Below are 14,244 nucleotides of genomic sequence, written 5' to 3' on the forward strand. Positions count from 1 at the left end.
TTGTGTGTGGTTGCTCGCGCAGTTCCCGGCACCCCTTCATGCCTGCGGCGGCCCCGGCGGGGGTGGGGTGGTTGCCCACGCCGCTCCCCGCGCCTCTTGGGCGCCTGCGGCGTCCCCTTCGCGCCGTGCGCGGCTGCGGGTGGTGCTGGCGCGGACCTTCAGGCGGGGTTCCACCAGCGCCGGTTCCGCGCGGGCGTCGGGGTCCTCGATGTGGCGCAGCAGGTGGGCCACCGCCAGGGCGCCCATCTGGGTGAACGGCTGGGCCACCGTGGTCAGCGAGGGCGAGCAGTACTCGGCGAGTTCGATGTCGTCGACGCCGACGACGGAGATGTCGTCGGGCACACGGCGGCCCAGTTCGTGCAGGGCCCGGATCACGCCGAAGGCCATCTCGTCGCTGGCGACGAAGACCGCCGTCGCGTCGGGGATGCGGCCGAGGATCAGGCCGTTGCGGTAACCGGACGCGGGTGACCAGTCGCCCTCCAGCGGGGGCGGGACCGGGCGGCCGGCCTCCTGAAGGGTCGTGCGCCAGCCGTCCCGGCGGGCCGCCGCTTCCAGCCACTCCTCGGGGCCCGCGATGTGCCAGACCGTGTCGTGGCCGAGGTCGAGCAGGTGGCGGGTGGCGAGGCGGGCGGCCAGGGTCTGGTCGACGGCGACCACCTCGGTGGCGGCGGTGCGGGAGCCGTCGATGGTGACGGTGGGGACGGAGCGGGTGAGCTGTTCGATCCGCGGGCTGGTGTGGGTGAGCGGCACGGACAGGATCACGCCCTCGACGTCCTGGTCGGCCAGGCGGGAGAGGGCGTCCTCGATGGCGGAGGTGTCGAGCGAAGCCGTCGTCGCCGTGCTGACCGTGTAGCCGGCCTCGCGGGCCGCGTTCTCGATGCCGGAGGTGACGGCGGCGCGCGAGTAGAACGTGGTCTGCAGGGTCACCACGCCGATCGTGCGGCTGCGTCCGGAGGACAGTGCGCGGGCGGCGCTGTTGCGGCGGTAGCCGAGCTGTTCGACGGCGGCCAGGACCTTGGTGCGGGTCTTGTCCTGCACGTTCGGGTGCCCGGAGAGCACGCGGGAGACGGTCTGTGCCGAGACCCCCGCGAGCCGGGCCACGTCCGCCATGGCGGGTGGTCTGTCCACTGCGGCAGTCCGATGTGCCATGTGCCCCTCCCCCGGGTCGGTGGGCTCGATGATATCGCCCACATGGCGGGGCCGGTGCGGGCGTGGACGGCCAGTGTTCGCCCCTGTTGGCATCGATAACATCGTCTGCCATAGTTGCGGCCGTCGGCAGCTGTAAGGGGAGACATATGGAGCGGTCCGTTGTCCGTCGAGGAGCGTCCTCCCCGGGCGGGATATCGATAACACGTCGCGGTCACGGCGCGACGGCTCCCCTTCTGACGTACGCCGGCGGAGCGCTGCTGCGCGCCGGGCGGCCGCACCGTGTGCTTGCCGGCTCCTTGCACTACTTCCGGGTGCACCCCGGGCAGTGGGCCGACCGGCTGGACCGGCTCGCCGCGCTCGGGCTGAACACCGTGGACACGTATGTGCCGTGGAACTTCCACGAGGGCACGCCGGGGGACGTCCGCTTCGACGGCCGGCGCGATGTCGCCCGCTTCCTGCGGCTGGCGCAGGAGCGGGGGCTGGACGCGATCGTGCGGCCCGGACCGTACATCTGTGCCGAGTGGGACAACGGCGGGCTGCCCGCCTGGCTGACCGGCAGGCCCGGCGTGCAGCTGCGGACCTCCGACCCGTCGTTCCTGGACGCGGTGGGCCGCTGGTTCGACCACGTCCTGCCGCGCATCGCGGAGTTGCAGGCCGGCCGTGGTGGGCCCGTCGTCGCGGTGCAGATCGAGAACGAGTACGGCAGTTACGGCGACGACGCGGCCTATGTGCGCTGGGTGCGCGACGCCTTGGTCGAGCGGGGGATCACCGAGCTGCTCTACACCGCCGACGGCCCGACCGCGCTGATGCAGGACGGGGGCAGCGTGCCAGGGGAGCTGGCGGCGGCCACGTTCGGTTCGCGGCCCGAGGAGGCGGCGGCGCTGCTGCGGGCGCGCCGGCCCGGCGAGCCGTTCCTGTGCGCGGAGTTCTGGAACGGCTGGTTCGACCACTGGGGCGAGAAGCACCACGTGCGCTCGGCCCGCAGCGCCGCCGAGGAAGTCGGCGCCATCCTCGACGCGGGCGGCTCGGTCAGCCTCTACATGGCGCACGGCGGCACCAACTTCGGTCTGTGGGCGGGCGCCAACCATGACGGCGGCCGGCTCCGACCGACCGTCACCAGCTACGACTCGGACGCGCCGATCGCCGAACACGGAGCGCTCACCGAGAAGTTCTTCGCACTGCGGGAGCGGCTGGCCGCCGTGCGCGGCTCCGGTCTGCCCCCGGTGCCCGCCGATCCGCCGGTGCTTGCGCCCCGCTCCCTTCCTGTGACGCACGGCGCCGCCCTGCTGGACGCGTTGCGCGCGACGGGCGAACCGGTGCGCGCCCCGGCGCCGCTCGGTTTCGAGCAGCTCGGTCAGTCGGCCGGTCTGGTGCTGTACGAGGCAGAACCGCTGCTGCCCGAGGGCCGCCACGAGGTGACGGTGACCGGACTGCACGACCGGGCCCAGGTGTTCGTCGACGGCGCACCCGTGGCCGTACTCGAGACGGAGTCCGCCTCGTTCACAGTGGACGGGGCCGGGGGGCGGGTCCGGCTGGCGCTGCTCGTGGAGAACCAGGGCCGGATCAACTACGGGCCGCTGCTCGGCCAGGGCAAGGGAATCCTCGGCGGGGTGCGGGTGGAGCGCCGGCTGGTGCACGGCTGGACCATGTACCGGCTGCCGCTGGACGAGTGGACCGCGCGGGACCTGGCGGTTGCCACGGCGGCGGCGCCGGCCGACGGACGGGCGGGACTCGCCACCGCGACCCTCACCGTCGGCGAGCCCGCCGACACCTTTCTGCGTCTGCCCGGTTTCGGCAAGGGGTTCGTCTGGGTCAACGAGACGCTGCTCGGGCGTTATTGGGACGTCGGCCCGCAGACCACCTACTACGTCCCGGGGCCGATGCTGCGGCCGGGTGAGAACACCCTGACGGTCCTGGAACTCGAACACCTCGGTGAGCGCATCGCCCTGGAGGACCGGCCGGACCTCGGTCCGCCCGAGGAGTACGTCGAGACCTTCGACTGACAAGGACGGCGGCGCACGCCGGGGCCGGGCAGGGAGCGGACGGCTTCCCTGCCCGGGCCCGGCTCGGACGGCGATCAGCCGGCGTCCGGGCCCGGCCGGCTCACGGGGCGATCGGCAGGCGGCGCTTGTGCTCCGTGATCCGGTAGCGGTGGACGATGGCGGCGAAGGCCTCCTCGCCGACCGGCTTGCCCTCGAGGAAGTCGTCGATGTCGTCGTAGGTGACGCCGAGGGCGTCCTCGTCGGGCCGGCCCGGGTTCAGCGTCTCCAGGTCGGCGGTCGGCGTCTTCCACACCAGCTCGGCGGGTGCGCCGAGGGCGTCCGCCAGCGCCCGCACGCGCCGCTTGGTGAGGCCGGTGAGCGGCACCACGTCGGCGGCGCCGTCGCCGTACTTGGTAAAGAAGCCGGAGACCGCCTCGGCCGCGTGGTCGGTGCCGACGACCAGGCCGTCGTGCGCGCCGGCCACCGCGTACTGGGCGATCATGCGCTGCCTGGCCTTGACGTTGCCGTGCACGAAGTCCTGGTGGTGGTCGTCGCGGAAGACCGTGTCACCGGCCAGCAGTGCCGCCAGGGCCGCGTCGCTCGCGGGCCGGATGTCGACGGTCAGCACGCGGTCGGGCCGGATGAACTCCAGCGCGCGCTGCGCGTCGTGCTCGTCGGCCTGGACGCCGTAGGGCAGCCGCATCGCGAAGAACATCGCGTCGTGCCCGGCCGCCCGGGCCCGCTCCACGGCGAGCTGGCACAGCCGGCCCGCGGTGGAGGAGTCCACGCCGCCGCTGATGCCCAGCACCAGGGCGCGCAGTCCGGTGGAGGTCAGCCGGTCGGCGAGGAACGCCACCCGGCGCTCGATCTCGCGCTGTGCGTCGAAGTCGGCGCTCACCTCCAGCTCGCGGGCGATCTCCTGCTGCACGGCCATGGACGCCGGGTCGGTCACGGTTGCTCCTTCGGTACGGGTCTGCTGGGTCTTCAGGGACGGGTACCCGGCAACGGCGGGGCACCCGTGACGGACATGACCAGGGAGTACAGGGCGGTGTCGGCGGCGATGAACAGGCGGTTGCGCTTGGCGCCGCCGAAGCGGATGTTGGCGACGACGTCAGGGACCAGGATGCGGCCGAGGAGGGTGCCGTCGGGGTCGTAGCAGTGCACGCCGCCGTCGAGGGCGGCGGCCCACAGGCGGCCGGCGTCGTCGAAGCGGATGTTGTCGAAGCTGCCGGCCTTGCACTCGGCGAAGACCTCGCCCTCGCCGAGGGTGCCGTCCTCGCGGACGTCGAAGACGCGGATGTGGTTGGCGCGGCTGTCGGAGACGTACAGCCGGCGCTCGTCGCGGGAGAAGACGAGCCCGTTGGGTCCGCTGAAGCCGTCGGCGACGAGCCGGACCTCGCCGGTGCCGGGGTCCACGCGGTAGACGTTGCAGGCGCCGATCTCGCTGTCGGCGCGGTGCCCCTCGTAGTCGGTGGTGATCCCGAAGTCGGGGTCGGAGAACCAGATCGAACCGTCGGACTTCACGGCGGCGTCGTTCGGGCTGTTGAGCCGCTTGCCCCGGAACCGCTCGGCGAGCACCGTGAGGGAACCGTCATGTTCGGTGCGGGTGACGCGGCGGTTGCCCTGCTCGCAGGTGATCAGGCGGCCCTCGCGGTCCAGGGTGTTGCCGTTGGGGTGGCCGGCGGGCGTTCGGAAGACGCCGACCGCGCCGGTGGTCTCGTCCCAGCGCAGCAGGCGGTCGTTGGGGATGTCGCTCCACAGCACGTACCGGCCGGCCGGCACGTAGAGCGGGCCCTCGGCCCAGCGGCAGCCGTCGTAGAGCTTCTCCAGCCGCGAGTCGCCCGCGTTACACCGGCCCGTACGGAACCGCTCGTCGAGTATCTCGTACAGCTGCGGTCGCTCACCGGGCATGCCGTCACCTCCACCGTACCTGCGGACATCGCTCAGACGATACGTCACGGCGCGCGCCCGGCGCGGTCCTGGGCCGGGCCTCCCGCGCTGGTCAGCCCAGTGGAACGGGCGGGCCGGTGACGCCTCGCGCCGGTACCGGGCGTCTCCGCGTCGCGGGGACGCTCCGCCCCGCCAATCCCCTTGCTCCGTCCGGCACGGGCTTCTAGCCTGACTTTGTGCCGCAAATAAACAAAACCCGTTCGCACAACGCCGTGCCGGGTCACCAGCCCCCACTCGGCCGACTCCGTGCCGTCCTGACCGCCTTCTTCGCCCTCGACGGCTTCGTCTTCGCCGGCTGGGTGGTGCGCATCCCCGCCATCAAGCACCAGACCGGCGCCTCCGCGAGCGGCCTCGGCCTCGCGCTCCTCGGTGTCTCCGCCGGGGCGGTGATCACCATGACGCTCACCGGCCGGCTGTGCCGCCGTTACGGCAGCCACCGGGTGACCATCATCTGCGCCGTCCTGCTCTCCCTCAGCGTGGCCCTGCCCCCGCTCACCCACTCTGCGCCGACGCTGGGGGCGGTCCTCCTCGTCTTCGGCGCGGCCTACGGCGGCATCAACGTGGCCTTCAACAGTGCGGCGGTCGACCTGATCGCGGTGATGCGGCGGCCGATCATGCCGAGCTTCCACGCGGCCTTCAGCCTGGGCGGCATGGTCGGCGCCGGGCTGGGCGGCCTGGTGGCGGGACGGTTCACGCCGACCCAGCACCTCCTCGGCCTGACGGTCATCGGGCTGGTCATGACGGCCGTGGCGGGCCGGCCGTTGCTCCGGTGCGGCCTGGTGCCGCAGGCAATGGCGGACGGGGAGGCCGCGGCGCCCGGTGAGACGGCGGGGCAGGCGCCGGGGCGGCGTCCTGACCGGCGCACCCGGGGGCTGGTCGTCGTCTTCGGGCTGATCGCGCTGTGCACCGCCTACGGCGAGGGCGCGATGGCGGACTGGGGCGCCCTGCACCTCGAGCAGGACCTCGGCACCTCGGCCGCCTTGGCCGCGGCCGGCTACTCCTGCTTCGCGCTGGCGATGACGCTCGGCCGGCTCACCGGGACGACCCTGCTGGAACGGCTCGGCCGCACCCGCACCGTCGTCGCGGGCGGCGCGATCGCCTCCGCCGGGATGTTCCTCGCCTCGCTCGCGCCGTCCGCCTGGGCCGCCCTGCTGGGCTTCGCCGTGACGGGGCTCGGCCTCGCCAACCTCTTCCCGGTCGCGGTGGAACGGGCGGGCGCGCTCGCCGGCCCGAGCGGCGTCGCCGTCGCCTCCACCCTCGGGTACGGCGGCATGCTGCTCGGCCCGCCCGCGATCGGTTTCATGGCCGACTGGTTCTCCCTGCCCGTGGCCCTGACGAGCGTGGCGGTCCTGGCGGCGATCGCGGCGGCGGTCGGCTTCGCGACGCGCGGATCGGCGGTCCGCTGACCCGGAGGGGTCGATGGGGCGGCGGGGTCACACGACGGCGGGGCGGCGGGCCCGTGGGGGCGGTCGGCTTCGCGACGCGCGAGACAGCGGACCGCTGACCCGGCGGGCCGACAAAGCGGGGCGGCGCTCCCCTGGTCGGGTGGCAGCGCCGCCCCGGCCCGCCTAGCCGCCCACCAACGCGGCCACCAGGCGCTCCATCGGCGCCCGTGGGTCCGGGGCGCCCGGCCAGCTGGTCATCAGCAGGTGGTGGGCGGTGCCGACGACGGCGAGGGCCGCCGTGGCCGGGTCGACGGTGTCCGCCACCCTGCCGAGCCGCTGCTCGGCCTCCAGGTAACCGGTGATGGCCTGCTGGATCGCCGTGAAGCCGGGCGCCCCGCCCTCCAGCGCCTGGCGGATGCGCAGCGCGGCGGCGGGGCGGGTCATGGCAAGGCCGGAGATGGCCGGGCCGCCGGAGTCGAACAGGGCGAGGGCGACGGCGTCGAGGTTCTCCGCCACCGTGCGCTGCCCGACGCGCCCGGACAGGGCCTCGGCCCGCGCCGCCGTACGCGCGAAGCGGTCGAGGCACAGCTCGGCCACGAACTCGTCCAGGCCGGCGAAGTGCGCGTGCAGCAGGCCCTTGGCGCAGCCCGCCTCGGTGGTGACGGCCCGGCTGGTGAGCGCGCCCGGCCCGTCCCTCTCCACGACCCGCTCCGCCGCTGCGAACAGCCGCTCGCGCACGTCCGGCGTCGCCACTCCACGCGGTGACATGAACCCCTCTTCCGTCGCGCCGCTGCGCCCTCCCGGGCGCAACGCCTCGGATCGTAACCGGCATTGCCAGTTTGGGCGGTTGCCCATATTCTTTGGGCGTACGCCCATTCTCCGCCCTCGAGCACAGGAGGCACCATGCCGGACGTCGTCAACACCGAGCAGGCGCAGGCGTGGAACGGCCCGGAAGGCGACCACTGGGCCCGCCACCAGGACCGCTGGAACGCCGTGAACCAGGACTTCAACGAGCCGCTCCTCGACGCCGCCGGGATCACCGGTGCCCACCGGGTCCTCGACCTCGGCTGCGGCTCCGGGCAGACCACGCGGCTCGCCGCACTCCGGGCACCGCGCGGGCACGCGGTGGGCCTCGACCTGTCCGGCCCGATGCTGGCCGCCGCACGGGACCGGGCGGAACGGGAGGGCATCGCCAACCTCTCCTTCGTCCAGGGCGACGCGCAGGTGCACCCCTTCGAGGCGGACTCGTACGACGCGGCGATCAGCCGCTACGGGGTGATGTTCTTCGCCGACCCCACCGCCGCCTTCGGCAACGTGGGCCGTGCCCTGCGCCCCGGCGGGCGGCTCGCGTTCGTCTGCCCGGCCGAGGCCTCGCTCAACGACTGGGTGATGGCGATCGCGTCACTGCGCGGCCTCCTGCCCGTCGGGGACTTCGGGGCGCCGGGGCTTCCCGGCATGTTCTCGCTGGCCGCACCGGACCGCATCCGCGCCGTCCTCACCACGGCCGGCTTCACCGATGTCGGCGTCCAGCAGGTGCAGGCCGACGGAACGTGGGGGGCCGACGCCGAGGACGCGGCGGCTTTCCTGCTGGGTACCGGCCCCGGCCGCCACCTGCTGGAGCAGGCCGACGCGACCGCCCGGGCCCGCGCCCACAGCACGCTCACCGCCCATCTGCGCCACCACGAGGCGGCGGACGGCACGGTCCGGCTGCGCAGCACGTCCTGGCTGGTCACGGCGGACCGCCCGGCCGGCTGAGCGGTCCCGCGACGGAAGCGGTCTCCCGGGGGCCTCCGGTCGCTACGATCGCGGCAGCACAAGGGGGTGGGACGACGTGGCGGCCAGACCGAGGATCAAAGACGTGGCGGAGTACGCGGGCGTCTCCCCCAAGACGGTGTCCAACGTGATCAACGACTTCGAGCACGTCTCCGCGCACACCCGCGCCGCCGTCCAGAAGGCGATCCGGGCACTGGGCTACCGCGTCAACCTCGCCGGACGCCGGCTGCGCCAGGGCCGTACGGGCATGATCACCCTCGCGGTGCCCGAGCTGGACGTGGCGTACTTCGCCGAGCTGGCCAAGCAGGTGATGGCGGAGGCGGAGCGGCGCGGGCGCACTGCTGCTGCACCAGACCGGCGGTGTGCGGGAGCGGGAGCTGGCGGCGCTGCACGGCTTCGACGCGCAGTTCTCCGACGGTGTGATCCTCAGCCCGCTCTCCCTGCTCCCCCGCGACCTCGCCACCCGGGACCCGCGGCTTCCGGTGGTGCTGCTCGGTGAGCGGTCCGCCGAGGGCGGCGGCGACCACGTCGGCATCGACAACGTACGGGCGGCGCGGGAGGCCGCCGCCCATCTGCTCGCGCGGGGCCGGCGCCGGATCGCCGTCGTCGGCGGGACCGTGCGCGGCCCGCAGGGCACCGGCCGGTTGCGCACCGACTGCTACCGCCAGGCGCTGCGGGCTGCGGGGGTGCGGTTCGACGCGGACCTGGTGGTGCCGGTGGACGCCTCCCTCTGGCAGGACGGCGCGCGGGCGGCGGCCGCGCTGATGGACCGCGATCCGCGGCCCGACGCCCTGCTCTGCCTCAACGACCACCTCGCCCTCGGCGCGTTGCGCGCGCTGCACGAGCGGGGACGGAGCGTGCCGGACGAGGTGGACGTGGTCGGCTTCGACGACATCGAGGCCTCCCGTTTCAGCGTGCCGAGTCTGACCACGGTGGCCCCCGACAAACAGGGCATCGCCCGGGCCGCGGTGTCCCTGCTCGTGGAGCGCATCGACGCACCGGACACGGTGACCGCACGGGACGAGGTGGTGGGGCACCGGCTCATCGTGCGGGAGAGCACGGGCGGTCGTGACACATCGGATGCAACCTTCACCGGCTTATAGGTGTCTCAAGGAACAGAGACGCGATTTGCGGCTTTCACGGCCATCGGCCCGCATCCTTCACCGGGCCGTCGACACACATCCCACGGAGGTGTCGTGCCATGCCACTCTCCCTCTCCCTCCCCCGCAAGCTGGCCGCCGCCGGCCTCGCGGCCGCGGTCGTCGCCGGCGGAGCCGCCGCCGCTGCCGTGGCCGCGCAGCCGGCGAGCGCCGCGGTGCCCACGTGCGCCGCGAGCAACCTGTACCTCTCCATGGGGCGCCAGGACCACGGCGCCGGCCAGCTGTACTGGCCCCTACGGTTCACCAACACCGGCACCGGCTCCTGCGCGCTGCGCGGGTACCCCGGCGTGAGCGTGCTGGACGTCGCCCACCGGCAGACCGGTCCGGCGGCCACACGCACCGGGCAGTCGGTCGCCACGGTGACGCTGCGCCCGGCGCAGACGGTCAGCGCCGTGATCCACACGACCAACGGCCCGATCGGCGGCCCGTGCCGGCCCACCGGCACGTATCTGCGGGTCTATCCGCCCGGCTCGCGCCAGGCCCTCCTGGTTCCCGCGTCGCTCCGCGTCTGCTCGAACGTCTTCACCGTCACACCGATATCGCGCTGACCGCGGTCCACGGTCCGCGAGCCACAGTGCGCAGTGCGCAGTGCGCGGGACAATGTCCCCATGGCGCCCGAGACGAGCGGCCCCGTGGACGAGGCCCTGCACACGGCCCCCGCAGCCCCGCTGCGCGGCCTGGTGGGCTGGTACTCGGGCTACCGTCAGCGCGGCGTCCCGCACGGCCGGCACCTCGGGCTGCCGTCGCCGTGGCTGACCCTGATCCTCACCCTCGACGAGCCGCTCAGCATCGCCGCGCACCCCGACCCGCGGGCGCCCGGCGGTGACTACCCGACGCTGCTGGGCGGACTGCACCTGGCGCCCGCGCACATCGCCGTGCCCGGCCGCCAGTCCGGCGTCCAGGTGGCGCTCAGCCCTCTCGGGGCCCGGCTGCTGCTGGGGCTGCCGGCGGGCGAGCTGGCCGGTACGGACGTGCCCGCCGGCGACGTGCTGGGCGCCGAGGTGGCCGAGGTGCACGAACGGCTGCGCTCGGCCGCCGACTGGCCGGCCCGCTTCGCCGCCGTCGACGGCTGGCTGCTGCGCCGTCTGGCCCGGCACACGGCCCCGGCGGCCGAGGTCGCGCCCGAGGTCGTCCAGGCGTGGCGGCGGCTGCTCGCGGACGGCGGCCGGGTACGGATCGACGCGCTCGCCGCCGAGGTCGGCTGGAGCGACCGGCATCTGCGCACCCGTTTCCGCCAGGAGATCGGCCTGACGCCGAAGGCGGCGGCCCGCGTCGTCCGCTTCGACCGGGCCAGGCGCCGGCTCGCCGCCCGAGGGCACCGGCCCGGCCTCGCCGGCCTGGCCGCCGACCTGGGCTATGCGGACCAGTCGCACCTGGACCGCGAGTTCACCGCGCTGGCGTCCTGCGCCCCGAGCGTGTGGCTCGCCAGGGAGTTCCGAAACATCCAAGCCGGGCACAGCCCGCCCGCCTGATCCTGACGGTGTCACCCGATCCTCACCGAAGGGAACCACCGCCATGAGCACGAACCCGCAGACCACGACCGCCCCGGCCGGTACCTCACCGCGCCCGCCCGCGCCGCAGGTCTGGCCGACCCTGCGCGCCCGGGACGCGCGCGCCCTCATCCGCTTCCTGGTGGACGCCTTCGGCTTCCGGGAGACCGTCGTGTACGACAGCGACGGGGACGACGACCTGGTGCAGCACGCGGAGCTGGCCTGGCCGGAGGGCGGCGGCGTCATGCTGGGCTCGCTGCGTCCGGACGCGAAGCAGGACGCGTGGCGTTTCCAGCCGGGCTCGTTCGGCGCGTACGTCGTCACGGCCGACCCGGACGCGGTGTACGCGCGCGCCACGGCGGCCGGCGCCGAAATCGTCTCCGAGCCGCACGTCACCGACTACGGCTCCCGCGACTTCGCCGCCCGCGACCCCGAGGGCAACCTGTGGAACTTCGGCACGTATCCCGGCGAACCGCACTGACCCGCCCCACCACGGCCGGCAGGGCGCCGGCAGCACACCGGTGAAGCGTCCGCCGTTCGGCCGGCCCTGCCCTCGAGCCCGCTCCATCCGGCACACTCACTCCCATGCAGACAGCCGAGTTCGTTGACATCCTGCGCCGTGAGGGCGCCCTGCTGGCCGCGTCCGCCGAGGAGGCGGGGCCGGAGGCGAAGGTGCCGACCTGCCCCGACTGGCAGGTGCGGGACCTGCTGCGGCACACCGGCGCCGTACACCGCTGGGCGGCCCGCTTCGTCGCCGAGGGCATCACCGAGCCGCGGCCCATCGACACCGAGCCGGAGCTGGACGGCGGGGAGCTGCTGCGCTGGTACCGGGACAGCCACCGCAACCTGGTCGACACCCTGGCGGCCGCCCCGGCGGACGCGCCGGCCTGGACGTTCCTTCCCGTGCCCGTCGCCTCCGCGCTGACCTTCTGGGCCCGCCGGCAGGCGCACGAGACGGCGATCCACCGCTATGACGCCGAGTCCGCGCGCGGCGGCACGCCCACCCCGATCGGCACCCGCTTCGCGGCGGACGGCATCGACGAGCTGCTGCGCGGCTTCCACGCCCGGCCGAAGAGCCGCGTGCGGACCGAGGAGCCGCGGGTCCTGCGCGTGCGCGCGACGGACACGGACGACGCGGTGTGGACCGTACGGCTGTCGGCGGAGCCGCCCGTGGCCGTGCGCGGTGACTCCGGCGAGGCGGAGACCGAACTGGCCGGTGGGGCCGAGCAGTTGTACCTGGCGCTGTGGAACCGCGTCCCGGTGCCGTCCGTGACGGGTGACCCCGCACTGGCGAACCTGTGGCGGGAGAAGTCGGCGATCATCTGATCCCGGGGCCGGCGGTCGGCCGGGGTCTTCTCAGCCGTCCGCCAGCATCCTCGTCAGCACCGCGCGCTGCACCGGCCGCACCTCGCCGTGCAGCGCGCGGCCCTGGTCGGTGAGGGCGACGCGCACGCCCCGCCGGTCCTCCGCGCACAGTGCGCGGTCCACCAGGCCATCCTTCTCCAGCCGGGCGATGAGCCGGGACAGTGCGCTCTGGCTGAGGTGGACCCGGTCGGCGATCTCCTGGACGCGCCAGGCCGGGGAACCGTCCGCGGGCGTGCCCTCCGCGAGGACGTCGAGCACCTCGAAGTCGCTTGCGCACAGGCCGTGCCCGCCGAGTGCCCGGTCCAGTTCGCACTGGGTGCGGGCGTGCAGCGCGAGGATGTCCCGCCACTGGTCCACGAGCGCCTGTTCGGCCTTCTTCGCCGCCATGTCGGCACCGTAGCAGAGAAGCGATTTCATTGCACCATCATTAAATGCGCTTGCATTGAATGCACACGCATGGAAGAGTCCGGGCCATGACCTCTCCGCTCATCCCCTCGGCGTCCGCGTCCGCGACGGTGCGCTGGACCCCCCGGCTGTGGGGCACCCTGCTGGTGCTCTGCGCCGCGATGTTCCTCGACGCGCTCGACGTGTCGATGGTCGGTGTGGCCCTGCCGTCCATCGGCGCCGACCTGCACCTGTCCACTTCGACCCTGCAGTGGATCGTCAGCGGCTACATCCTCGGCTACGGCGGTCTGCTCCTGCTCGGCGGACGCACCGCCGACCTGCTGGGCCGGCGTCAGGTGTTCCTGGTCGCGCTCGGCGTGTTCGCGCTCGCCTCACTGCTGGGCGGCCTCGTCGACTCCGGTCCGCTGCTGATCGCCAGCCGCTTCATCAAGGGCCTGAGCGCCGCCTTCACCGCACCCGCCGGCCTGTCGATCATCACGACCACGTTCCCCGAGGGTCCGCTGCGCAACCGCGCCCTGTCCATCTACACCACGTGCGCGGCCACCGGCTTCTCCATGGGCCTGGTGCTGTCCGGGCTGCTCACCGAGGCCAGCTGGCGCCTGACCATGCTGCTGCCCGCACCCATCGCCCTGATCGCCCTGCTGGCCGGCCTGAAGCTGCTGCCGCGCAGCGCCCGCGAGGAGAACCACAACGGCTACGACATCCCCGGCGCCGTCCTCGGCACCGCCTCGATGCTGCTGCTGGTCTTCACCGTCGTCCAGGCCCCCCAGGCCGGCTGGGCGTCGGCGCGCACCCTGCTGTCGTTCCTCGCCGTGGCGGTCCTGCTGACCGCGTTCGTCCTGGTCGAGCGGCGCTCGGCGGGTCCGCTGGTGCGGCTCGGGGTGCTGCGCTCCGGCAACCAGGTGCGCGCCCAGCTCGGCGCGGTGGCCTTCTTCGGCTCCTACGTCGGCTTCCAGTTCCTGACCACGCTCTACATGCAGTCCCTGCTCGGCTGGTCCGCGCTGCACACCGCGCTGGCCTTCCTGCCGGCCGGCGCGCTGGTGGCGGTGTCCTCGACCAAGGTCGGCTCGATCGTCGACCGGTTCGGCACGCGGCGGCTCATCCCGGCGGGCTTCGCGCTGATGGCCGCCGGCTACGCCCTGTTCCTGAACGTCGACCTGGACCCGGTGTACGCGGCGGCGATCCTGCCGTCGATGCTGCTGATCGGCGCCGCGTGCGCGCTGGTCTTCCCCTCGCTCAACATCCAGGCCACCAACGGCGTCGAGGACCACGAGCAGGGCATGGTCTCCGGGCTGCTGAACACCTCGGTGCAGGTGGGCGGGGCGATCTTCCTGGCCGTGGTGACGGCCGTGGTCACCGCGAACGCCCCGGCCCACGCCACCCCGCAGGCCGTCCTGGACAGCTACCGGCCCGGGTTCGTGGTGGCGACGGGCATCGCCCTCGCCGGACTCCTGATCAGCCTGACCGGCGTGGGTAAGCGGCGCCCGCAGCACTCGGTCGTGGTCGCACGGTCCACCGTGACGGAGGCGAAGACGGACCGCGTCCCGGTCCGTGACTGAGGGGACTTCGCCTCCAAGGGTGCCCG

At 73.8% G+C, this 14,244-nt stretch carries 13 protein-coding genes and 1 pseudogene; 9 read left to right on the forward strand and 5 right to left on the reverse strand.

Features of this window, described 5'->3' with window-relative positions; translation table 11 throughout:
• Positions 1-36: 36 nt before the first annotated feature.
• Positions 37-1,149: a LacI family DNA-binding transcriptional regulator gene (locus tag ACF1GV_RS19445; protein WP_391682243.1), complete on the reverse strand. Its 1,113-nt coding sequence runs from the start codon at positions 1,147-1,149 to the stop codon at positions 37-39.
• A gap of 191 nt (positions 1,150-1,340) precedes the next feature.
• Here ACF1GV_RS19445 and ACF1GV_RS19450 point away from each other — a divergent pair, with 191 nt between their 5' ends.
• A complete protein-coding gene (locus ACF1GV_RS19450) occupies positions 1,341-3,152 on the forward strand; it encodes a glycoside hydrolase family 35 protein (protein WP_391682947.1) in 1,812 nt (603 codons plus the stop codon).
• A gap of 100 nt (positions 3,153-3,252) precedes the next feature.
• Here ACF1GV_RS19450 and nadE read toward each other — a convergent pair whose 3' ends face one another.
• Together nadE and ACF1GV_RS19460 are read right to left on the reverse strand one after the other, a co-directional pair.
• A complete protein-coding gene (gene nadE / locus ACF1GV_RS19455; RefSeq protein ID WP_391682246.1) occupies positions 3,253-4,083 on the reverse strand; it encodes an ammonia-dependent NAD(+) synthetase in 831 nt (276 codons plus the stop codon).
• A 32-nt stretch (positions 4,084-4,115) separates the two neighbouring features.
• The gene (locus ACF1GV_RS19460; RefSeq protein WP_391682248.1) at positions 4,116-5,042 is read right to left on the reverse strand and encodes an SMP-30/gluconolactonase/LRE family protein; all 927 of its coding nucleotides are present in this window, start codon (positions 5,040-5,042) and stop codon (positions 4,116-4,118) included.
• Positions 5,043-5,293: 251 nt separating this feature from the next.
• Here ACF1GV_RS19460 and ACF1GV_RS19465 point away from each other — a divergent pair, with 251 nt between their 5' ends.
• Complete coding sequence (locus ACF1GV_RS19465) at positions 5,294-6,487, forward strand: MFS transporter (protein WP_391682949.1); 1,194 nt, start codon at positions 5,294-5,296, stop codon at positions 6,485-6,487.
• A gap of 162 nt (positions 6,488-6,649) precedes the next feature.
• On the opposite strand, the gene ACF1GV_RS19470 is transcribed toward ACF1GV_RS19465, so the two are convergent.
• Positions 6,650-7,234 carry a TetR/AcrR family transcriptional regulator gene (locus ACF1GV_RS19470; protein WP_391682251.1) on the reverse strand — a complete coding sequence of 195 codons (585 nt, stop codon included), beginning with the start codon at positions 7,232-7,234 and terminating at the stop codon, positions 6,650-6,652.
• 135 nt (positions 7,235-7,369) lie between these two features.
• Between ACF1GV_RS19470 and ACF1GV_RS19475 the strand changes: the two genes are divergently transcribed.
• The 6 genes and pseudogenes from ACF1GV_RS19475 to ACF1GV_RS19500 all read left to right on the forward strand — a co-directional run bounded on the left by ACF1GV_RS19475 (position 7,370) and on the right by ACF1GV_RS19500 (position 12,215).
• The gene (locus ACF1GV_RS19475; RefSeq protein ID WP_391682254.1) at positions 7,370-8,221 is read left to right on the forward strand and encodes a class I SAM-dependent methyltransferase; all 852 of its coding nucleotides are present in this window, start codon (positions 7,370-7,372) and stop codon (positions 8,219-8,221) included.
• Positions 8,222-8,297: 76 nt separating this feature from the next.
• A pseudogene (locus ACF1GV_RS19480) lies at positions 8,298-9,342 on the forward strand (LacI family DNA-binding transcriptional regulator).
• 98 nt (positions 9,343-9,440) lie between these two features.
• Positions 9,441-9,947 carry a DUF4232 domain-containing protein gene (locus ACF1GV_RS19485; RefSeq protein WP_391682256.1) on the forward strand — a complete coding sequence of 169 codons (507 nt, stop codon included), beginning with the start codon at positions 9,441-9,443 and terminating at the stop codon, positions 9,945-9,947.
• Between the two features lie 60 nt (positions 9,948-10,007).
• Positions 10,008-10,871 carry a helix-turn-helix domain-containing protein gene (locus tag ACF1GV_RS19490; RefSeq protein WP_391682259.1) on the forward strand — a complete coding sequence of 288 codons (864 nt, stop codon included), beginning with the start codon at positions 10,008-10,010 and terminating at the stop codon, positions 10,869-10,871.
• Between the two features lie 43 nt (positions 10,872-10,914).
• The gene (locus tag ACF1GV_RS19495) at positions 10,915-11,370 is read left to right on the forward strand and encodes a VOC family protein (protein WP_391682262.1); all 456 of its coding nucleotides are present in this window, start codon (positions 10,915-10,917) and stop codon (positions 11,368-11,370) included.
• A gap of 104 nt (positions 11,371-11,474) precedes the next feature.
• Complete coding sequence (locus tag ACF1GV_RS19500) at positions 11,475-12,215, forward strand: maleylpyruvate isomerase family mycothiol-dependent enzyme (protein WP_391682264.1); 741 nt, start codon at positions 11,475-11,477, stop codon at positions 12,213-12,215.
• Positions 12,216-12,245: 30 nt separating this feature from the next.
• On the opposite strand, the gene ACF1GV_RS19505 is transcribed toward ACF1GV_RS19500, so the two are convergent.
• Complete coding sequence (locus ACF1GV_RS19505; protein ID WP_391682952.1) at positions 12,246-12,641, reverse strand: MarR family winged helix-turn-helix transcriptional regulator; 396 nt, start codon at positions 12,639-12,641, stop codon at positions 12,246-12,248.
• A gap of 86 nt (positions 12,642-12,727) precedes the next feature.
• Between ACF1GV_RS19505 and ACF1GV_RS19510 the strand changes: the two genes are divergently transcribed.
• Positions 12,728-14,218 carry an MFS transporter gene (locus tag ACF1GV_RS19510; protein ID WP_391682266.1) on the forward strand — a complete coding sequence of 497 codons (1,491 nt, stop codon included), beginning with the start codon at positions 12,728-12,730 and terminating at the stop codon, positions 14,216-14,218.
• Positions 14,219-14,244: the final 26 nt, after the last annotated feature.

It is taken from the genome of Streptomyces sp. NPDC014006 (assembly GCF_043088925.1).
Taxonomy (GTDB): Bacteria; Actinomycetota; Actinomycetes; order Streptomycetales; family Streptomycetaceae; genus Streptomyces.

Coding starts and splice junctions, on each gene's coding strand:
- ACF1GV_RS19445 (WP_391682243.1), bottom strand. CDS start 1,149: ATGGCACATCGGACTGCCGCAGTGGACAGACCACCCGCCATGGCGGAC.
- ACF1GV_RS19460 (WP_391682248.1), bottom strand. CDS start 5,042: ATGCCCGGTGAGCGACCGCAGCTGTACGAGATACTCGACGAGCGGTTC.
- ACF1GV_RS19470 (WP_391682251.1), bottom strand. CDS start 7,234: ATGTCACCGCGTGGAGTGGCGACGCCGGACGTGCGCGAGCGGCTGTTC.
- ACF1GV_RS19475 (WP_391682254.1), top strand. CDS start 7,370: ATGCCGGACGTCGTCAACACCGAGCAGGCGCAGGCGTGGAACGGCCCG.
- ACF1GV_RS19485 (WP_391682256.1), top strand. CDS start 9,441: ATGCCACTCTCCCTCTCCCTCCCCCGCAAGCTGGCCGCCGCCGGCCTC.
- ACF1GV_RS19490 (WP_391682259.1), top strand. CDS start 10,008: ATGGCGCCCGAGACGAGCGGCCCCGTGGACGAGGCCCTGCACACGGCC.
- ACF1GV_RS19495 (WP_391682262.1), top strand. CDS start 10,915: ATGAGCACGAACCCGCAGACCACGACCGCCCCGGCCGGTACCTCACCG.
- ACF1GV_RS19500 (WP_391682264.1), top strand. CDS start 11,475: ATGCAGACAGCCGAGTTCGTTGACATCCTGCGCCGTGAGGGCGCCCTG.
- ACF1GV_RS19505 (WP_391682952.1), bottom strand. CDS start 12,641: ATGGCGGCGAAGAAGGCCGAACAGGCGCTCGTGGACCAGTGGCGGGAC.
- ACF1GV_RS19510 (WP_391682266.1), top strand. CDS start 12,728: ATGACCTCTCCGCTCATCCCCTCGGCGTCCGCGTCCGCGACGGTGCGC.